Origin of the sequence: Acidithrix ferrooxidans, from assembly GCF_000949295.1 — a bacterium.
Taxonomy (GTDB): Bacteria; Actinomycetota; Acidimicrobiia; order Acidimicrobiales; family Acidimicrobiaceae; genus Acidithrix; species Acidithrix ferrooxidans.
In genome coordinates this window covers 41,058-59,002 of sequence record NZ_JXYS01000034.1, presented here as the reverse complement: position 1 = coordinate 59,002, position 17,945 = coordinate 41,058, and the positions used below count along the sequence as shown (strand labels likewise).

18 protein-coding genes and 1 pseudogene are annotated in these 17,945 nt (G+C 46.8%); 11 read left to right on the top strand and 8 right to left on the bottom strand.

The window, feature by feature from the left end; translation table 11 throughout:
- The first annotated feature begins 105 nt into the window (after positions 1 to 105).
- From AXFE_RS07445 to AXFE_RS07425, 6 genes are all read left to right on the top strand, one after another.
- Complete coding sequence (locus AXFE_RS07445) at positions 106 to 897, top strand: hypothetical protein (RefSeq protein ID WP_052605009.1); 792 nt, start codon at positions 106 to 108, stop codon at positions 895 to 897.
- Positions 894 to 1,913, top strand: coding sequence for a BREX system ATP-binding domain-containing protein (locus tag AXFE_RS07440; protein ID WP_052605267.1), 1,020 nt, complete (start codon positions 894 to 896; stop codon positions 1,911 to 1,913). Before AXFE_RS07445 ends, AXFE_RS07440 begins: the two co-directional genes overlap by 4 nt.
- Positions 1,914 to 1,915: 2 nt before the next feature.
- Entirely contained in the window at positions 1,916 to 3,190 is a 1,275-nt protein-coding gene (locus AXFE_RS07435; protein WP_235347704.1) for a BREX system ATP-binding domain-containing protein, read from the top strand.
- A 242-nt stretch (positions 3,191 to 3,432) separates the two neighbouring features.
- On the top strand, positions 3,433 to 3,735 hold the full coding sequence (locus tag AXFE_RS07430) for a hypothetical protein (RefSeq protein ID WP_052605265.1): 303 nt from the start codon (positions 3,433 to 3,435) through the stop codon (positions 3,733 to 3,735).
- 174 nt (positions 3,736 to 3,909) lie between these two features.
- Positions 3,910 to 4,041 carry a hypothetical protein gene (locus AXFE_RS21030; protein ID WP_268749147.1) on the top strand — a complete coding sequence of 44 codons (132 nt, stop codon included), beginning with the start codon at positions 3,910 to 3,912 and terminating at the stop codon, positions 4,039 to 4,041.
- 4 nt (positions 4,042 to 4,045) lie between these two features.
- Positions 4,046 to 4,240: a HipA N-terminal domain-containing protein gene (locus tag AXFE_RS07425; RefSeq protein ID WP_052605264.1), complete on the top strand. Its 195-nt coding sequence runs from the start codon at positions 4,046 to 4,048 to the stop codon at positions 4,238 to 4,240.
- 109 nt (positions 4,241 to 4,349) lie between these two features.
- Here AXFE_RS07425 and AXFE_RS07420 read toward each other — a convergent pair whose 3' ends face one another.
- From AXFE_RS07420 to AXFE_RS19140, 4 genes and pseudogenes are all read right to left on the bottom strand, one after another.
- Positions 4,350 to 5,768, bottom strand: coding sequence for an aldehyde dehydrogenase family protein (locus tag AXFE_RS07420; RefSeq protein ID WP_052605263.1), 1,419 nt, complete (start codon positions 5,766 to 5,768; stop codon positions 4,350 to 4,352).
- Positions 5,769 to 6,434: 666 nt separating this feature from the next.
- Positions 6,435 to 6,992, bottom strand: a complete 558-nt coding sequence (locus tag AXFE_RS07415) for a Clp protease N-terminal domain-containing protein (RefSeq protein ID WP_052605262.1) — start codon at positions 6,990 to 6,992, stop codon at positions 6,435 to 6,437.
- 16 nt (positions 6,993 to 7,008) lie between these two features.
- Complete coding sequence (locus AXFE_RS07410) at positions 7,009 to 7,233, bottom strand: hypothetical protein (protein ID WP_052605268.1); 225 nt, start codon at positions 7,231 to 7,233, stop codon at positions 7,009 to 7,011.
- Between the two features lie 61 nt (positions 7,234 to 7,294).
- A pseudogene (locus tag AXFE_RS19140) lies at positions 7,295 to 8,256 on the bottom strand (IS1595 family transposase).
- Between the two features lie 272 nt (positions 8,257 to 8,528).
- On the opposite strand from AXFE_RS19140, the gene AXFE_RS07405 reads away from it, so the two are divergent.
- From AXFE_RS07405 to vapC, 3 genes are all read left to right on the top strand, one after another.
- The gene (locus AXFE_RS07405; RefSeq protein WP_268749148.1) at positions 8,529 to 8,843 is read left to right on the top strand and encodes a PIN domain-containing protein; all 315 of its coding nucleotides are present in this window, start codon (positions 8,529 to 8,531) and stop codon (positions 8,841 to 8,843) included.
- Between the two features lie 1,272 nt (positions 8,844 to 10,115).
- Positions 10,116 to 10,325, top strand: a complete 210-nt coding sequence (locus AXFE_RS07390; RefSeq protein ID WP_052605258.1) for a type II toxin-antitoxin system VapB family antitoxin — start codon at positions 10,116 to 10,118, stop codon at positions 10,323 to 10,325.
- Positions 10,322 to 10,732 (top strand): type II toxin-antitoxin system VapC family toxin, encoded by a 411-nt coding sequence (gene vapC / locus AXFE_RS07385; protein WP_052605257.1) that lies wholly within the window; start codon positions 10,322 to 10,324, stop codon positions 10,730 to 10,732. Before AXFE_RS07390 ends, vapC begins: the two co-directional genes overlap by 4 nt.
- Positions 10,733 to 11,167: 435 nt before the next feature.
- On the opposite strand, the gene AXFE_RS21025 is transcribed toward vapC, so the two are convergent.
- On the bottom strand, positions 11,168 to 11,293 hold the full coding sequence (locus AXFE_RS21025) for a hypothetical protein (protein WP_268749146.1): 126 nt from the start codon (positions 11,291 to 11,293) through the stop codon (positions 11,168 to 11,170).
- Between the two features lie 247 nt (positions 11,294 to 11,540).
- Here AXFE_RS21025 and AXFE_RS07380 point away from each other — a divergent pair, with 247 nt between their 5' ends.
- Positions 11,541 to 12,206, top strand: a complete 666-nt coding sequence (locus AXFE_RS07380) for a helical backbone metal receptor (RefSeq protein ID WP_052605256.1) — start codon at positions 11,541 to 11,543, stop codon at positions 12,204 to 12,206.
- A 769-nt stretch (positions 12,207 to 12,975) separates the two neighbouring features.
- Here AXFE_RS07380 and AXFE_RS07375 read toward each other — a convergent pair.
- Both AXFE_RS07375 and AXFE_RS07370 read right to left on the bottom strand, forming a co-directional pair.
- Complete coding sequence (locus tag AXFE_RS07375) at positions 12,976 to 13,455, bottom strand: PIN domain-containing protein (protein WP_052605255.1); 480 nt, start codon at positions 13,453 to 13,455, stop codon at positions 12,976 to 12,978.
- Positions 13,446 to 14,519 carry a helix-turn-helix domain-containing protein gene (locus tag AXFE_RS07370; RefSeq protein ID WP_052605254.1) on the bottom strand — a complete coding sequence of 358 codons (1,074 nt, stop codon included), beginning with the start codon at positions 14,517 to 14,519 and terminating at the stop codon, positions 13,446 to 13,448. The genes AXFE_RS07375 and AXFE_RS07370 overlap by 10 nt, the downstream gene beginning before the upstream one ends.
- Before the next feature lie 765 nt (positions 14,520 to 15,284).
- Here AXFE_RS07370 and AXFE_RS19930 point away from each other — a divergent pair.
- Positions 15,285 to 15,449: a hypothetical protein gene (locus AXFE_RS19930; RefSeq protein WP_160291767.1), complete on the top strand. Its 165-nt coding sequence runs from the start codon at positions 15,285 to 15,287 to the stop codon at positions 15,447 to 15,449.
- 348 nt (positions 15,450 to 15,797) lie between these two features.
- Here the strand turns inward: AXFE_RS19930 and AXFE_RS07365 are convergent, their stop codons facing one another.
- Complete coding sequence (locus tag AXFE_RS07365) at positions 15,798 to 17,882, bottom strand: nSTAND3 domain-containing NTPase (RefSeq protein ID WP_152625929.1); 2,085 nt, start codon at positions 17,880 to 17,882, stop codon at positions 15,798 to 15,800.
- Positions 17,883 to 17,945: the final 63 nt, after the last annotated feature.

The following is a 17,945-nucleotide window of genomic DNA, read 5'->3' as shown; positions in this document are numbered from 1 at the left end:
GGCGACTAGCTGGGATGATACATTAAAGTAGTACTAACTTGCATTTGCACTTTTCGTGTTTTTAGATGTGTAGCCGCTTTCATATGTGATCGAAAGGATGATTGTTTGAATCCCAATTTGAAGCAGGATAGTTCTCTAGAGCGACACTTTGAGATGGCCGAAGCAACGGTTGATGAGTTGGTTCGTATTGTAAATTCCATCAGCGCTCGGGGGAAAAAGGCTAAGAAGGCCTCTCAAACTGGCTCAGTTCGAGATTACATCCTTGCTGTGACTGAATTGAAAACATTGGTTGAGGGGATTGGCTCGGTGGTGGATGAACTTAGTTCCCTTGCTGAAGTAGATGTCTCAAAGATAATGGAGTCGGGCTCTTACAAGGAGGAACTATTTTCTCTTTGCGAGGAGGAAGATATAAGGATTATTGAATCCGATGGAAAATTCCTCTCCTATCCGACAATAATCTCGCTTTCTCCCTCAGACGCCGCAGTGATCATTGAAAAGAAGAAACAGCGGGGGATTCGCCCTAGTTTTTTGGTTGCTCAATTGAAAGGCCTCTCAAAGCGCCAATTTGGATTAAAGCCAGAAACATTTATTGAGATGATCGCAACTGCTTATGACCTAGTAGTTGCCGAAAAGGAGCTCCCAGCAGGTACAGTTGTCAAACTTGTGGATCTCTATAGAGTTTTGACGATTCTTCCAGCTGCTAAGAGTTACACGAAATCGGAGTTTGTGCGAGATATCTATCTGCTCGATCAAAGTGGAATTGATACCACCAGAGGTGGCCGTGTCTTGAAGTTGCCAGCAAGTGCAATGACTCGAAGTTCCGGCACGATGGAGACAGTTGCTAAAGGTGGTCAGATCAAGCTATACGCAGGAATCTCCTTCGAGGTGACGCAATGATAGATAGCGATAAGTATCTCGAGTTTTTCTCTCAAGAATATCTAACGAGCTATATACCCAGGGGAGGTACTACGACAAAGTTTGTCTTACCACCTTCCGGTGAAGAGGCTAACTTTGTTGATGCTATCTGTTCGCAAGCACAGTCGAGTGGACATTTAGTGGCACGAATTGATTCAGCGACCTCCAAGGTGCAGATGATCGAGCAGATTTTTTTTGGTATCGCAAGGCAGATCGATTGGCAAAAGCTAGCAAATAGCTTTACCAGAATTGCAGCCCATAGTGCAGGATATCCAGTTCCCAACGACGATCAGGATCTTTCTCTAGCGATGTTGGCTTTTTCTTATGGGGCTGATGAACGTGAAGTTAAACGCGATATCAATATCGTTCTTCAGCAAAGGATCTTCAAAGATTACTCTATGGTTGGAGAGTTTCGCATAGCAATGATGCGACTTTGCCAGTACGAACTCAAGAGCGGACAGGTTACAGAACTAGAGCGTGATTCAATAATTGCTTGGCTGGAGGGATCCCTAAGGCAGATCTCTCTATTGAAGAGTGCTCTAATCTTTCGTAAGATCTCTCGTTCGAATGCGAGGGCAATGCTCTTTTCTCTCTCTCGATGGATAGTGGCGAATGGCTATGAGGGATTTCTATTGACGCTCGATATCCGTCAATTTCAGAAATTGAGAAAAGAACCAGACATTGAGTCGCCCGGAATAATTTATAGTCGCAATGCAGTAATGGATGCCTATGAATCATTACGCCAACTCATCGACAATGCGGACGAATTTTCTAATTTTGCCACGATCGTCGTTATCTCACCAGAGTTTTTGAGTGACGACTCGCGAGGCCTGTCAGCCTATCAAGCCCTTAAGCTGCGGATTTATGACGAGGTGAGAGATAAAAACCGTGACAACCCATACTCTTCTCTTATTTCTCTCTCCTCTTCAACCGCGGAGGAGCTCTCCCAAGATCTCTTAGATGGTAACTTGGCAACTTTGAAGGAGGTGTCGCATTGAACGTGGATCAAGAGAGCTTAGAAGATGTACGACAGATCGCCCGGCGAGCGATAGAGGCACTTCGATCTGGAGTTCCTAATGGCGAGAGTGTCAAGGCACTTGGAACAACGCAGCGTTCGATTGTGGATCGATTTGAAGGTTTGCTTACCGAGACCTCCGATGCTACCAGCGATCGATCTTCCCTTGGCATGGTCATCAAGGGTGGTTTTGGATCAGGAAAGAGTCACCTGCTTGAATATCTAGGCGAAGTCGCATTGGCCAAACGTTTTGTGGTCTCAAAGATTGTCATCTCCAAAGAGACTCCGCTTCACAATCCTACTGCAATGTTTCGCGCGGCGATAGCTTCAGCTAAAGTACCAGAACGATCTGGATCGGCTATCGATGAGATTGCAGCTGCATTGAAATTTGATTCACCTCGATATGCCGCGCTCTATTCTTGGCTCCATCAGCCCGAGTGTAAGCTAGACCAGCGCCTTAGTGCGTCACTGCGGCTATTTGAGAGCTTTCAGGGTGATGAGGAGTTTGCCGAGAAGCTTACTCAGTTTTGGGCCGGAGAGCCCTTTTCTATAGCAGAGATGAGAAAACGCCTTCGCGAAGCTGGTTGGTTGGGAGGTTATTCTCTTCGTTCCACCAAGGCAATGGATCTCTCCTTGGATAGATTTGCATTTGTATCCCGCTTGATTCATGCGGCGGGTTTTTCTGGATGGGTGCTTTTGATCGACGAAGTTGAATTGATCGGACGTTACTCCCTGATGCAACGGGCAAAGTCCTATGCGGAGATTCGTCGCTGGGTGGAGGGTTCTAAGAAATACCCACCTTCGCCAATTATCTCGGTTCTAACCAGTGTGGACGACTTTGAAGGAGAAGTCCTAATCGGTAAGGGTGACTATAACAAGATTCCCCAACGCTTAGCTGCCAAAGACCGACTCGAAGAGGCAATGCTTTCAATCGACGCTATAGCTGGGATGAAGATATTGGGCAGTCGTCAATCAGAGCTTCAGTCTCCAAATGATAATGAATTGAACGTAACCTATGAGGCAATTCGAAGAATTCACGGCGCTGCCTATAACTGGGACCCACCACATGTGGGTGGGCTAGAGAGGTTGGGCTCAAATAGAATGCGTCAGTATGTGCGAGCGTGGATCAATGAGTGGGATTTGATCCGTCTTGACCCTACCTTCATACCGCAGACTACCGTAACCAAGGTTGAGATTGACTATGGGGAAGACGGTGATTTGACTCAGTCCCCGTTATTCGAGTCGGTTGATAACTCTTAGGCAAAGCGATAAGATTCTTCTTTTCTTTTTGAAACCATGGTTTCTCGAAGGCATAGACCTTTGACTTCTGGATGGATTTACTTGATTCTTCAAGTGATCTTTAGCCCATGGATGGTAACCGATCGTCGAATTTGACGATCGGTTCCTTCGATAGGTAGAAAGGTGCGATGTTGTATTGATTTGTGGTGTAAATCGTTACCAACGGTTCAAGTAATTCTAATATCTCCATATGCTAAAAATTATTGCTTTGTAAATCCATTTGGGTAACTGTTCGCGGAATTATTAAGGCAACCGGAAACGTTGACACTCTTGGAAATATCGAACTGATAGACCGCCAAGAACTTCGAGTTAAATCCTTTTTAGACTTTATCTCATTTGCTTGCTGTCGTAGCAGAATTGACTCTTCACTCTCATGGGCAGATGAATCGATTTGCGCGATAACTCCATGTTCGAAGAGAGTATTAGCCGGGATGGTTTGTACTCAAGGAGCCAACCCGTTGATTCTTGATGAACGTTCGGAGATCGACATATTGTCGGTAAAATGAGATAACTTTACAAGATCAGTCATTGTCTGTATAATCAGACAATGAGCCTTTAGAGTGACTATGAATTCACTATGCCCAGAGAGACAGATAGTGAATTCATAATCATTGTACCTCAGTCATTTGGACTAGCGATTAGAGAATTTCGCAACATCGTAGGTGTGACTCAAGTAGAGCTTGCAAGAAAATCCGGGCTACATCGCAGAGCTCGAAACTGGTTCGACTACAAATGCAGTCAAATATTTGGTAGATGCATTTAATGCTCTGAACCTAGAGATCATCGTTCGACCCCGTAGCGAAGTTTCATAGAGGTATGGACTTAGAAATTTGGCGAAATGGTGAGTGTATCGCACTAATTAGCGAAAAGCGAAAGCGAATGCAACTTCGTTATACAGATGGAGCACGTCCGATTGGAGCACCTCTTGTATCAGTAGCAATGGCCGTAAGTTCAAAACCCTATGGAGATAAAAAGGTACGCGCATTTCTTCGAGGGTTGCTTCCAGAGTGAGAAGCGCGTCGAATCTTGGCTTACGACTTCAATACCGCAATAATTTAGTTGCCGAACCCACCATGGTCTAAAGGCAAGACAAGCACCTCGACCTTCACTCCTTTTGGCACTACTCTTGAATTGATTTAACCAAGAGGAACTCATCCAAGCCGAAGCGACCAAATTCTCTACCGATTCCTGATTTTTTGTATCCTCCAAATGGAGCATTGGGGTTGAACGCCCCTCCGTTGATCTCTACTTGTCCAGTTCGTATCTGACGTGCAATTGATAGAGCTCGTTCTTGAGTCGATGCCCACACTCCGCCTGCAAGACCGTAATTAGAGTCGTTTGCAATTGCAATTGCCTCTTCTTCTGTGTCAAAGGGTATTATGACGAGCACTGGGCCGAATATCTCCTCTTGAGCAATTGTCATATCAGAAGAGACATTTGAAAAGATCGTTGGTTTGACAAAGAATCCAGTATCAAGGCCATCGGGTTTGCCAAGGCCGCCGGTTACTAGAGTCGCGCCCTCGTCGATACCTATTGAGATATAGTGTTGCACCCTATCCCATTGAGACTTCGAAACTAGGGGACCGAGGCGGGAATTCCTAGCAAAAGGATCGCCAACAGTCATCTTTTCAGCAGTTTGCGCTGCGATCTGCTCTACTTCCGTAATTTTGTTTCTCGGAACGAGCATTCTCGTCAAAGCAGAGCAGGTCTGTCCTGAATTGAGAAATGCCTTTGATACTCCATCTGCGACTGCGCGTTCAAGGTCAGCATCTTCGAGAATGATATTTGCACTCTTTCCACCTAGTTCAAGAGTAGCCTTTGCGATGCGTGATCCGCAAATTTCAGCGATTCGGCTCCCTGCTCGAGTAGATCCTGTAAAAGAGACCATGTCGACGTCTGGATGTGAAGCTATAGCCTCACCGACGATTGGACCGACCCCGCAAACTAGGTTGAAGACTCCGGCAGGTAAACCAACTTCGTCCACTATCTCGGCTAGAAGGAATGCGTTCAATGGTGCGACCTCTGACGGCTTTAGGACAACTGTGCAACCCGCAGCAATTGCATAGGCTACCTTTGCGGCTATCTGATGGAGAGGGTAGTTCCATGGGGTGATACATCCAACAACACCAATTGGCTCTCGAACAATGGTCGAGTTCCCAGAGCGCTCTTCAAAATCAAAGCTTGATGCTATCGATGCTGCGGTGCTGAATGAATTTATAGGTAAACCTACTTGGATGAGGGAGCTTAGGTTTTTTACCATGCCGACCTCTTGAGTAACGATTGTGGAGATTTCGTCTAGGCGAGCTTGAAGCCCCTCGGCAATTCTTGTGCAATACTTTGAGCGCTCATCTACTGATACCTTTGACCAAGTCTTGAATGCCCTCTTTGCTGCATCTACCGCCTTTTCTACGTCGGCAGCAGTGCCGGCAGGGACCGTTGCCATAACCTCTTCGGTGGTGGAATTGATGACGTCAATAGTCGAGGTTGCATTGGACTTAATCCACGATCCATCTACGTATATAGAATCTCTAACTATCATGAAGGGCTCCCTGTAAGTAATAGTGAAATTGAAAGACTGAATTCGGAGCTGCCCTTCGCCAACTTTTGAGCGGGGCAAGCTACTTCTAATCGTAGCACTTAGCGAATTGCTACGCTCGTTATAGTAGTGCCAGCGAAATTGAGTCGCCGAATAATGACACAACGTGGCAATTTGTTTGACGGTTCTAAGGAGACGAGTTCACAAAAAACTTCCCTAATCTCTCAATCGATTGATGCAATTTTGAGGAAAGGATCGATCATGATTTGCTTTGTTTATATTGCAAATTGGGATTCTTTTCGATCCTGTGGATAAATTATCAACATTCCTCAAGTTCTCGTCCTGTCGAGTTATTCATAATCCACTTGAGCAGATGCCAACCATCCAGACACCTAGGGTATCTAACAGCTAGGTCTCTCCATAAGTCGGGCAATTCGCTCGTTACAATCATCATTGAGTGGATGCTTAGGATGGTGTAGTCAGACCTATTCAATTGTTGTTTTAGCAGTTAATGGGAGAACCTTCAGGGACGATACTAGAACTTGGTGGAGGTGCGTTGTCCTTATTCGAACTTCGAACCACCAGAGACCTGTTCGGACTCCTACTACACGACCTCAACGAAGAGTCAGGTAAGTATCCCAAAAACCTTCGCAATTGACATTGCGTTGACTAAACAACGACTGCAAGGCTGGTTAGCACCGCGGCCGAGAGGGCAGCCACGGTCGTGCAAGACTGCTCGATGATGTTCGACACGAGCTCATCGTCGAGGCGAAGCAGTCCTAGCAACAAATGGCCAGGGAGGATGTGATGGTGGTGCAGTTCCTGAGCAGTTCGAAGCGATAGCTCTAGTGTCCGCTTTGCGTTGGGAGTAAAGGTTGGCGGGCAGGTCCGAGTGATCGATACGCGCCGATCAGGGGCGCTTTCGAGTGCGCCCGCCCCAAAGGTTCCATCGCCCGCTGCTCGGACGCCCCCGTAGTCGATCCCGATAGAGCTCAGCACTTCAGGATCGGCCTGCTCTGCTGGCTGTTCAGCCGTACGTGGGAGAATTCGTCGAATAGCCACTGCCGTGATACCGCACTCTCGTAGGGGCCCACCCGCAGTCTCATCCCGGACTTCGGCGCAGCCGTAAAGAAGATGGCCCACACTCAAGTAGCGAGAGCCCAGCTCTATGGCGAGATCCTGTGCTTGGAAAAAGACCGCTTTGGATGACTCCGCGAATATCGACATTTGCTCAGCTCCTTTTCTAAGTGCTTGGGTCAGCACGGAATCCATGCTTTAGGTTTACAGCCTGCTTGGATACACCGAGCTCTGAGGCGATCTGGGACCACGACCAACCAAGGTCGCGGGCTCTGTCAACGTGCAAGTACTCCAACTGTTCGGCTAGCCGTCGAAGGGAAGCAACGGCTCGAAGCCCAACTGCAGGATCGTCACTTCCCGCGCTTTCCGCTAGGTCAGGATGCGTCACGATTGTCAATCTATCTTGTCGGAGCAAAGTTGTCAAGGCAGATTGTCATTTTGAATCATACTTATCAAGTTTCGTAAGCAAGAGCCATTTTGGAATCAGATTCGCGGAGTAGCGGATGTGGAGACGCAAACACACATGTATTGAGAAGTCGCTCTACCAAGGACATTTCAAAGTGCCTTGCGTTGAATCGGTATGCGAATTCCTCGAGGCATAAGTTGCTTATGTTCTTGGTGAGTCCGTGGTAGGTTCTGTCGATAAATTTCTTGGAGTTTACAATTGAGGATCTTGAGCCATTTGAATGTTACATGTGATTGTTCGTCTTTGGATAAAGTGACTAAAATGCGCTAGTCCAAGGTCTTTCAGCACATACCCCGTAACTTGGGTTACCATCACTTATCAGCTTGGTATTAGAATCTAAACGTCTCACAAAAACATCTTTGGGTGATTTAGCAGTGGTATCTTTGATTACTTCCATGAAGCAATGAGTAGGAGCACCATTGCTAATCGATATTCAAATTAGGAGATTGGTTTGGGTCGTTGCTTTTCCTCTTTAGTCTTCACCATGGCTCTCACCACCTAAAAAGAACTCATCTACTCAGGCGTTTTCTCCAAGTTTGTATAAACCATCTCGGTCAGCCGGTACGCTCAGCCATTGCGCTCAGCCATTGCGCTCAGCCATTACGCTCAGCCATTGCCTTAGGTAGCTTATTTAACATCAACCATCCAGTCGAATAAGATACTTGAACGAATTTAGCAAGGGCTCTAATGGCTAGGGGGTAGTAGCTGAAAGACCACGCTTGTCGTTGGACAATAGATAGATAGCAGAAAACCACTAGGAAAAAGAGATATGGCTTCGATGGAAGATGGTTCCGGAGGTAACGCTAGTTTGGCGGTGACAAGATTTACATTGAAAAAGTGGAGCTCGAGATGCTGCATTTCTTGAAATGATTTGGCCTTACTAAAGTAAATTGATCGAAGTTACACTTTGAGCATCTTAATCCCTCATAGCAATAGCAATTTGATCAAATGATCTTCACATGCTTACTTTGAAGCGAAGCGTACCATAAAGCCTGAGATATCCACCATGCCACCTTAGTAGAATATCTGTTCTACTAAGGATTAGCTCCAATCTGGTCTCGGTGGAGGCGAAACTTACGAAACTCGATAAGTATGTTTTCAAATGGCCGTTGACAGGCTGGATTCGACGACTAATGTTCCGCGTTGTCCTGACGGACACCAACGTTCTGTTTGGCAGGACCGTCCGCGACTACTTGATCTAAACCCATCAGTTTGGTCTAATCGAATTTCGCTGGTCTGACAGCATCATGGTCGAATTGGAGACCAAACTGGCCCGCAAGTACGCAGACAAGAACCCGAACGCATCTAAGGACGCAACGCGGCTGCGTTGGCTATTGGAGAAGCACTTCCTTGAGTCGATGGTCGCCGTGGAATCAGAGTATTACGTCTTCGACGATCCCGAATTAAAGGATCCCGATGGCGAGCACGTCCTTGCTGCGGCGTTGGCGGCCGAGGTGGATATCATCTGCACTAACCATAAGGACGGGTTTTCCTCCGAGGAGGTTGACCCGAATTATGTAGGAGTTCCCGTTTGAAATGGCTCTGATACACCAAAAAGTCGTCTCGATGAACCCCAAACTCAGTGAGATACAGACCATTGCAAAACTCGACGCAGCAAAATGTCCGAATGTAGCCCGTGGCGCAGCGATGATTGCGTTGCCCGGTGGCTCCCACTGGGTGTCAGAACACAAGAAACCTGGACGAGGCTTCTCGAGTGGTCACTGGCTACGCAATCCCAGTCGGTGCGAGGAGCTTTGCATCAGCAAGTGATTGCAACGCTCGAGAAGAATTCAATGGTGCACGATTCAATTATCGGAAGTGTTCCCATTGCCGGAGGTTCACCATCGAACAGCGCGCCCCTGGCTAGCGTCTTCGGAGCCGAGGTAGAGTCTGCGAACATTTGCCAAACAGGTTGGCTGTTGCCGCATGGCCACCGAGATCATGCTGCGTGATCAGACTCGAGATGGTCCGGTCGCGATTACCTGAGCTACACGAAGAGATTCATTCACTATCTCACAATGCGATGAACTCCTCCGGGGATTCGGTTGTGACGACTTATTAAGTACCGTTTCCCGTCAACTCGGTGGTTCTGCTTCAGTAGTCTCACGAAAGGTTAGCGTCAACGGGGCAGGGCCAGCCACAGGATCTGGTCTGCTCTATCGCCAATGGCGCAATTGTGGCTGTTCATACCCATTCGTTACTTTCCAATATCTCACCTACTGGACCGAATAGCCATAGCGAGAGTTATCGGTTCTCACAAGTCACTCTTAGCCAACCTAAGATCCAAAGACGTTATGATAATTGATGACTCTGGCCTAGCGCCGATTGCATCAAGGGGTATCCGCGAGCTATTAATATTCCTTGATGATCACAAGGGTTACCCCCGTTATCGGCGCTAACGAAATTCTATTTAGTACCTGATCTTCTTGATCGATTCCTTAGGGTTGGTAGCTCCAGCTTTTCCCACTGAACTCCACTGGTAAAGAAACGTTTGGATTGATACCGTAATCTCGTTTAAATCTTGGCAATTGCGCCAGCTTTTAGCGGATTCGACTTGTCGAGCTCATAGAGAGCCGCTGCTACTTTTATCTCTAGTTCCTCTGGATACTTATTCATTGCTATTCTGTCTTCGCTTTCTTGGAAACACAAATCAAGCGAAGTAACAACGTTCATAGCGCCGAAGGCACTTTTAGGTATGGCTCTTAACCTTAGGTAGGGGAGTATCGAATCAAGCAACTGTAACTAGAGCCCGAAAAACAGCGTTTCTAGAATACACTAACTATACATACTTTGTGTATAGTTGGTGTATGGCAAAGATCAGAACCAATATTGACATTGAGAGCGTTTACCTCGAAGCCATCATGGATCGGTACGGCATCCACACTAAAACCGAAGCGGTCAATTTAGCTTTGCGGTGGATGGCAGGACAACCTATGACCCGAGAAGAAGCTCTTGCGATGCGTGGTGCACATGCTATCGGTGAAATTCCAGTAGACGGCGAACCGACGCCTCGATGATTTTGGCTGACACATCGGCATGGATTGAATTCGACCGTGCTACGGGAAGCTCGGTTGACTTGCGAATTACCGAACTTATAAGTAACAGCGGTTCATTAGTCGTTACAGAGCCAATAATCATGGAGATAATAGCTGAGGCAAGAAGCCAACAGCATGAATCCGACTTACGCCGTCTATTACTTAGATTTGATCTTCTTGGTTTCGATGCAGCCATAGATTTCGAAGGTGCCGCGAGACTTTACCGTAAATGTCGCCTCTCAGGCATAACACCTCGTGGCATGGTCGACTGTATGATCGCTTCAGTAGCGAGCAGATACGAAGCTTCATTGCTAACTTCCGATGCTGACCTAATCAGAATTGCAAAGATTGCACAAATTGACATAGATGATGCTTCAATTTTCAAGTAGGTTCGAACAGGAAAACGCCACAACGTCGTGTCAGGTATGCTCTTTTGTAACCTTGAGCTTTGTGTCCTAGGGCAAACGTTCTAAGGAATTGCGTGATCTCTTCGTCTAGATCTGAACTTTTGCGTTCAGGCGCTACGGTGCGCTGCGTAGAACGATTTTGAACTGCTATTTTGCAGGCTCGTCTCTTTATAAACCCCGAATCGTATCTGTAGTTTGCGAACTACTATGCGACGACGATTCGGGGTTAGAAGTTTCTTATCGTCACCTCCTTGGCCATTGCAATATCAAGAGCCTGGTCAGCAACGATGCTCTTTAGACGATGGTTCTTTAGATTCAAGTTCAATGAGTAAGCTTTACTTTGGTTCCCTTCAATGCAGCGTAGGTACTCTTCCATCGGTGCCAGGTCGTCTCGGTAACTGCAGCGCCTTAGTTCTTTTATGGCAAAGCGGCAACTTCACTTATGGTTGACCGCCATTTAGCATCTTGTCCCCTTGGGCGATCTTCTTGCGCACCTGCGCCCTGCTTACCTTGAGTAGAACGGGTATGCCTTTTGGACTTCACATTAGTTTCCTCCATCTACATTATGGATACAAAGCTGATATTGGTAGCGGATCAATTAAATGGGAGCCTTCCATCGGCGCTCGCTAGATATGATTTGACACACGAGATTCCGAGGATGTTCGATGTCAAAATGCCTTTGGCGGACTTATAGATTCGCAAGGAAATTTGCTGCAAACATCCAAGTATTGAGCGAGACGTAGCGATCCAGCAATCTCCCTAAGTCAATAATTGAATAGGCTCAAATACCATGAGAATTGTCTCCTTGGTGCCATCAATATCTGAAACGCTTCTCGAAGCAGGTGCTAACGTCGTCGGCGTTACGAGGTACTGCAATCGCGATGACTTACCATTAATAGGAGGCACGAAGGATCCTGACTTGGCAAAGATAGCGAGCTTAGAGCCTGATCTTGTAATTTTGGATCGCCACGAGAATTTACTTGCAGATTACGAACTTCTGCGGCAAGCCAAAATAGATACTTTTGCAACTTCAATATCATCAATTTCCGACATGAACCGCGACTTTACCGAGCTATCAAAGATTATCAACTTAGAGCTTCCAAAGTTCGATGATTTCATAAGGTTACCTTCTCGAATAAAAGTTCTTGTTCCAATTTGGCGACGACCCTATATGGCCCTCGGACCTGACACTTATGGCGGTGATCTCCTGTCTCACCTAGGCTTTGAGGTTATTGGGGGTGAAACGACATATTCAAAGATCGACCTTGGGGACTTTGTAGGACGAGTCGATTTGATCATCGCCCCAAGCGAGCCATATAAATTTACTAAACGCCAACTTCCTGAACTAGGTGCAATCTCTGAAGTGATCTTCGTAGATGGTCAAGATCTCTTTTGGTGGGGAAGTCGGACTAAAGTGGCACTCCAAAGACTTGCTAGGAAGCTTTCGGCTTACTAGAACTGCCAATTGGATTTTTAGTACCGATAACTGGGGGTGAATGCCAAGGGGGGACGAAATGATACGGTATTCGGTATCATTTTCTCTGTCGAGAGGAGGATGCGGTCATTTATAATTGATAGTTTCGAGAAGTTCTACAGTACTTGATAGCGAATATTCAAACGGTAGACACTCAGAGGTAGATGGATGTTCGCTAGATAGGACGTCACTAAGGTGATAAAAGCGATCTCAAACATGCAATTGGGATAGTTTGTACTTATTTCCAACTAAGTACAAACTTCATTCAGGAGGATTCGCTGTAAATGGTTTTCGGGTAAACAATCAGCAATTCGGTGCAGTACTTGCTGTAGAGATTCTTTTAGGGTTCGCAATGTGGGACACATACCACGCAGCGTGGTAAAATGCGATATCTTCGGGATGGCATTAACGTAGGACGATCTAATTTAGATTTGTATATTTTCGGATCACTCCAAATGCTCACGAAATTCGAACGTTCCCAAATGGCCAGCTAGCGCCAATGTCAATGAAGATTATGTGTATCCAATTGCTTCAATCACTGATCTAATCCGGAGAGTAAAAATTCAACCGACAGTTGCGCAGTTGAATTGAGTTCGAAGTTGATCTATGAAGATATTAAAGACAACCGTAATGGGCCAATACGACGGATGCGGTGCCATTGGTAATGCGTCAACAGGTTGCTTGACTGCCCTGTTTACAAACGCCGAAAATATATATTATGTAAAATTTATGAAGTAAGAAGCCATGGCTTTCACAATCTACCAATTAGTTGGTCGACTGTAGCCCAAGGAAGCCTCCTTCCGCGAGACCGCATTAGTTCGACGGCCCTGCGTATCTGTTCGGTAGTAAGTAAATCCATCGCCACAAAATTTTCAATAAGGTGAACTGTTCCGTGGACCTCTATTTCACAATTTTCTGCCGCTTTACGAAGATTTTGGTCCCCTGTAAGAAGCACACACTGCTTTTCTTGTGCAAGCACAAGTGCAAAAGCATCGTTGCGGCTTATTCGTGGATATCTCCGAATTTGGCGTTCAACCTCTAAAATCGAATCTTCCGCCGATGGTTCAGTGGAAATGCCCAAATCGAGCAAATTGCCGTGCCGGGCCCTAAGTTCTTCTTCGAAAAGTATTTCCGGTACCACTATCTGGTACGGAAGGTGACTGAGTGCAGATGCGATACCGCCATCTACGAGATCTATCAGTACATTTGCGTCGGAGACAACTACTCGCATGTAGCAGTGAAGTCGTGTATTTCGTTGAATTCATCAATTGAGACTCCAAGGAGTTCAGCGGCCTTGCTTGGGCCAATATATTCTTCGCTTAATGCACGATAGATCAGCTGCTGAAAGGCATAATCAGTTTCGGTTGGGTATTGATCTCCTGGTTCAATCTTATTCCAACCATTTTTGCGAAAATCTATCATCATCCTGCGATGTAGTTCGCGGCTTATTATGCCGAGATCAAGTGCGCGGTAGAGAATTCCGACCATACTTATTCCAAATTCAGCCTTTAGGATTGATAATTCTGCAATGTCTATGTCTTTACGTGTCCGCCCGAGTCGTTCAATCACAGAAGTCCTTGGTAAAAGAAAAGCGCCCGCAAAGCGGTTGCATGCTTTTTCAATATCTAATTCTGAAGATATTCGCTTATCCAACACGAGGTGACCTAGTTCGTGTGCAATCGTGAACCGCTGCCTGTCCCCGGTTACATTTTTAGCCACGACAATTAGATGTGTTTCCCCAATCATTGCTGAAAGCCCATCGAATTTCGCAGGAATTTCGACTTTCGTGAAGATTATTCGGATTCCCTTCTCTTTTACGATGTCTACGAAGTTCGATATCGCGCTTGAGCCAAGATGCCAATTACTTCGCGCTTCGTCAGCGATCTCTTCGATGCCGCTGTAATTATTGGCGATTTTTGAAGGTTGAGAATACCACTTGCCTAATTTGTTTTCTGGTAAAGGTAGGAGTGACTCGAGTTCGAATTGTCGCTCGATTTGATCCATGACATCAAATTCAATGGCGCTAAGTTCTGCTTTGGTAAGACCTTGCCTCTTTCGGTATTGAATATTAGATAGTTCATAAGTCTCTGGTCGAAGGAAGTATTCAATCCGAACTCCCAAAGCCCGCGAAAGTTTTATCAACATGGTTGATGAAGGTATAACCGAGCCTTGTTCATATTTGCTCACAGCTGTGTGTGAGATTCCTACCTCTTCCCCTAGGGAACGCAACGATAGACCAGAAGCCTTTCGACCACGTTCGATGCGAATTCCGATGGAGCTTTGTTCGCTTGTCATGGTTTACAATATAGCTTATGGATGTGTGTTTTGTAAACTTTGAGTTTGCAATTGCGAATGCGGGCGCGGCGAATACATTTCACCTCACCGGTTGCCCGTAGTCAGCACGGTTGATCGATGATTCGAACGCTCGCAGCCCCTAGCGGTTGTAGTCTTCGAAGTGTTCAACAATCATCCTCTTGGTTCGATATTCACCGTAAATATCTACGTCTTGCCTATTTACGATTGGAAAACTATCCTTCGCGTATTCCACCTGTTCTTTGTGGTACCCTTATAGATTAGAAAAGCACGCAACTAATTCAGCTCTAAGAAGTTGACGCCTTTTTTCGTTGAAGCTAAACGGCGGACTGTGAAATCCCATTTCTTCTGCCCATGGTTGCATATCCGGGGTTGTACACGTTAGCTCCACTACCCTTCGGGATATCCAACTAGCGAGCGTCTCAGATGTAACTTCGGATCATAGCGCTGTCTCATCGAATGTTGACGGAGGAAGGAGCGGTAGCTGCTTTGTAATATAAAAGTTGAAATTAGTTCGCCCGACCTTCATCCGAGCAATAAAGTCGAGCGCATAAGATGAAAGGCAAGCGATCAACGATGTCGCCAATTAACCATTCGCGACTGTCAAGAGATGAAGGGGTAGCCTGTTACCGATGCCGGAAATAGGGTAAACGGCAAAAATTACGGTTTTTCGATAGTTGTGTTGGTGATGCCTCTAAAGCTCATCAGCCCCTGACGATCCCAACCCTCCAGCTTTGCGTCAACCTCATGTTCGGGAACTCAATAACGGGGCAGAACGACGAAGTTCGGATCTTCCTTGCTGATGCGGCTACTCACCTCATCCGGTTTGTCTCCAGTGTCTCCTTCGTAAGTCGCAAAGCGGTGGTCGAAGTGGTGAATCAGTTTGCCCTCAAAGAAGCGATGCATCCATAATGCAGCGCACCTCCTTATTGCTAGCCCTCCCTGGAGCCGTTAAAGGTAATGTCACTAACCCAAAGTCAATCCGTTTCATCGACCCTGAAGTCGCGCTTCTGAAAAATAAGAACGCTTTCTGGCATGTCGATAGAGATACCTCACTCATTAGCTACCCGCCTAATGAATCGGTTCTGAGATCTGTACCTGTTTGAATGCATTACTTTTGAGCAATGTCACTTTTTGAAGTTACGGGTCAAACCTTCGACGAGGCCTTGCCTCTTGTGGACGCAATTCTTCCATGACTACCCTTCTCCTTCGAATTAAACAAAACCGTGGCGCGTATCGCGAGAAGGTTCGTGCGAGTCCTTATCCAACACGAGAAAATGTAAGATCCTCAAAAATGCTACGATTTAAATCTGCTGCCTGGGATGGTGCCGACATGGTTGCTAGACCCTCATCTTCCCAAGCATCGCTGTTGACATCCGGTTCATAGTCAGTAAATTCCTCAATACGTCGCCGCGCTTCTAGGACGTGAAGGTTCCCCGAATATCGAGATTCGTACCCGGCGACTGATTCGTCTGCGAAAGCGAGGCCAAATTCTGGGTCTTGCAACTCGTCCCTAACCCAATCGTCGAGGTCGCTAAGCACTTCAAGTACTCTTCGGTCGAGTTCATTAAGCTCGGCTTCAGTGAAAAACCCAAGCCACTCTTCATCAGCGAAGAAGGAGCCGCCCATTTCTTCCACAACCTTCCGCGTCAACGATTCAACGAGCCGCACCCTGTCTGAGTCACCAGCAAATCCCTCGTCTAGGAGAACACGGGCAAGTAGTCGCTTGGAAGTGTAGCCTGAGATTGACGATTCAATGGTAAATGCCTCTTCGACTAGAGTCTGTTTGCGATTAATAAGCAGTCGGAGAAATTCTCTATCGCAGCGTTTGGCGATAAATTGGAATACTGCGTCATTCCAAGCGACTGTTATACGGGGCAGTTTTGATGACGATTGAATCTTTATCAATCGAGCTGACACGTTCTCCCAGAGAGAGGTAGGAACAACTACCGCGCCCTTGATCCCCACATTCCCGCAAGTGATAGTCCGGATTAGATCGTCCAACCGGGCACTTCCGATGTATTCAGCTAGAAGCTCGGGCTCCTTTTCGATCCAGCCTTGATATACATCCGTGAAGGTTGGATGTTGAAACTTCCACCAGCGTTCCCCGGCGACCGAGGTCAACCTTAGGAAGCTACCCTCAAGTGTAGGAAGTGCTCGAAGGACTGCGCCTAGTGACACTCCGAGTCGTTGAAGGAATTCCTTATCGTCGTCTGTCGCAACGTAAGGGCTTGGTAGATGATTGCTGTGAAGATGCACCAAGCCTAGAGCGGCCTGAGAGGCAACGTCTAGGTTCGTAAGTACTTCAAGTAAGAAGGCGGTGGGCTTGCGGAAGAAATCCAGGAGACTATCGAGCTTACTTACTCGCAAACCTTGTGTAAACAGGGGCTCCCCGAGCCGACGTGCAATTTCCGGAAGAAAACTTGCGTCCGCTGCCACTTCCTCTAGGTCAATAGGACTCATGGACATAAGCACTTCGTTTTGCTGGTTTCCTAGTCTGAGGTGATTGTAAAGTATTTGTTCACGTTCTTCCGGTGAGAATGACTCCACCTCGATTACGACCCTTGTCTCCTCAAGTAGCGGGAATGCACTGATCTTGAGATCTCTTCTCGCGGCCGCGTATACGTAGTCCCTCGAGGTCACAATGAACCGTGCACCACCTCTAATGGCGGCAGCGATTTGACTTGCGGCACGATTCCAAGCCTCAGCTGTTGTGGAATCATATTGTGTAACACCGAAGCCGTCATCAAGCCAAAATAATTGATTCGGATCTCGGGGGTTCCATCGTTCATGTAGATCATCGATCCGAGATAACATTACTGGCCTAGCGTCACAAAGGTCCATCGCTCCGATGGCTAGGCTGGCGGCAATCGAAGTCTTTCCTGAACCAGGTTTACCTATTAAAAGCGCGAATCGCTGGTTCCTTAGGGCCTTAGCCGCTGCACGATGAGCCCTAACCGGAACTAGTCTCGCAAGATGATCGTGCATCAGTGCCAGGATTTCTTCAGCCTGAGCATAATGTCGCTCATCTAAAATCTCACTAAGGTCTCCAAGCCCGTAGAGCCGCGGTACCATGGAACGTAGTGTTTTTTGTTCAGTAAGTATTTCACACAGCGCCTCGTACCCCATAATAATTACCTCACGCACGCCGATTTCCTTGAATAAATTCTGGATTTCTGAAGCCGAGTCACCTGTAACTTTGAAGTTGGTCATTAGAACGTAGACCTCACATCTCCCTTCTAAGACGTGTTTCTTGACCTTATCCAGTTCGAGCTTTAGTTTTGAGGGAGAGAAGTGTGCATCAGCGGCTGAGCTATGTTTGAATTGCAGGATTGTGGGTGACAATGTCGATCCCGTTTGCCGATTCCCATAAAGGAAGCCATCCCTACCCCCGTCAGGTCCCCTTGA

Coding starts and splice junctions, on each gene's coding strand:
- AXFE_RS19930 (WP_160291767.1), top strand. CDS start 15,285: ATGTTCGGGAACTCAATAACGGGGCAGAACGACGAAGTTCGGATCTTC.
- AXFE_RS07380 (WP_052605256.1), top strand. CDS start 11,541: ATGAGAATTGTCTCCTTGGTGCCATCAATATCTGAAACGCTTCTCGAA.
- AXFE_RS07415 (WP_052605262.1), bottom strand. CDS start 6,992: ATGTCGATATTCGCGGAGTCATCCAAAGCGGTCTTTTTCCAAGCACAG.
- AXFE_RS07370 (WP_052605254.1), bottom strand. CDS start 14,519: ATGACAAGCGAACAAAGCTCCATCGGAATTCGCATCGAACGTGGTCGA.
- vapC (WP_052605257.1), top strand. CDS start 10,322: ATGATTTTGGCTGACACATCGGCATGGATTGAATTCGACCGTGCTACG.
- AXFE_RS07440 (WP_052605267.1), top strand. CDS start 894: ATGATAGATAGCGATAAGTATCTCGAGTTTTTCTCTCAAGAATATCTA.
- AXFE_RS07375 (WP_052605255.1), bottom strand. CDS start 13,455: ATGCGAGTAGTTGTCTCCGACGCAAATGTACTGATAGATCTCGTAGAT.
- AXFE_RS07420 (WP_052605263.1), bottom strand. CDS start 5,768: ATGATAGTTAGAGATTCTATATACGTAGATGGATCGTGGATTAAGTCC.
- AXFE_RS07390 (WP_052605258.1), top strand. CDS start 10,116: ATGGCAAAGATCAGAACCAATATTGACATTGAGAGCGTTTACCTCGAA.
- AXFE_RS07425 (WP_052605264.1), top strand. CDS start 4,046: ATGGACTTAGAAATTTGGCGAAATGGTGAGTGTATCGCACTAATTAGC.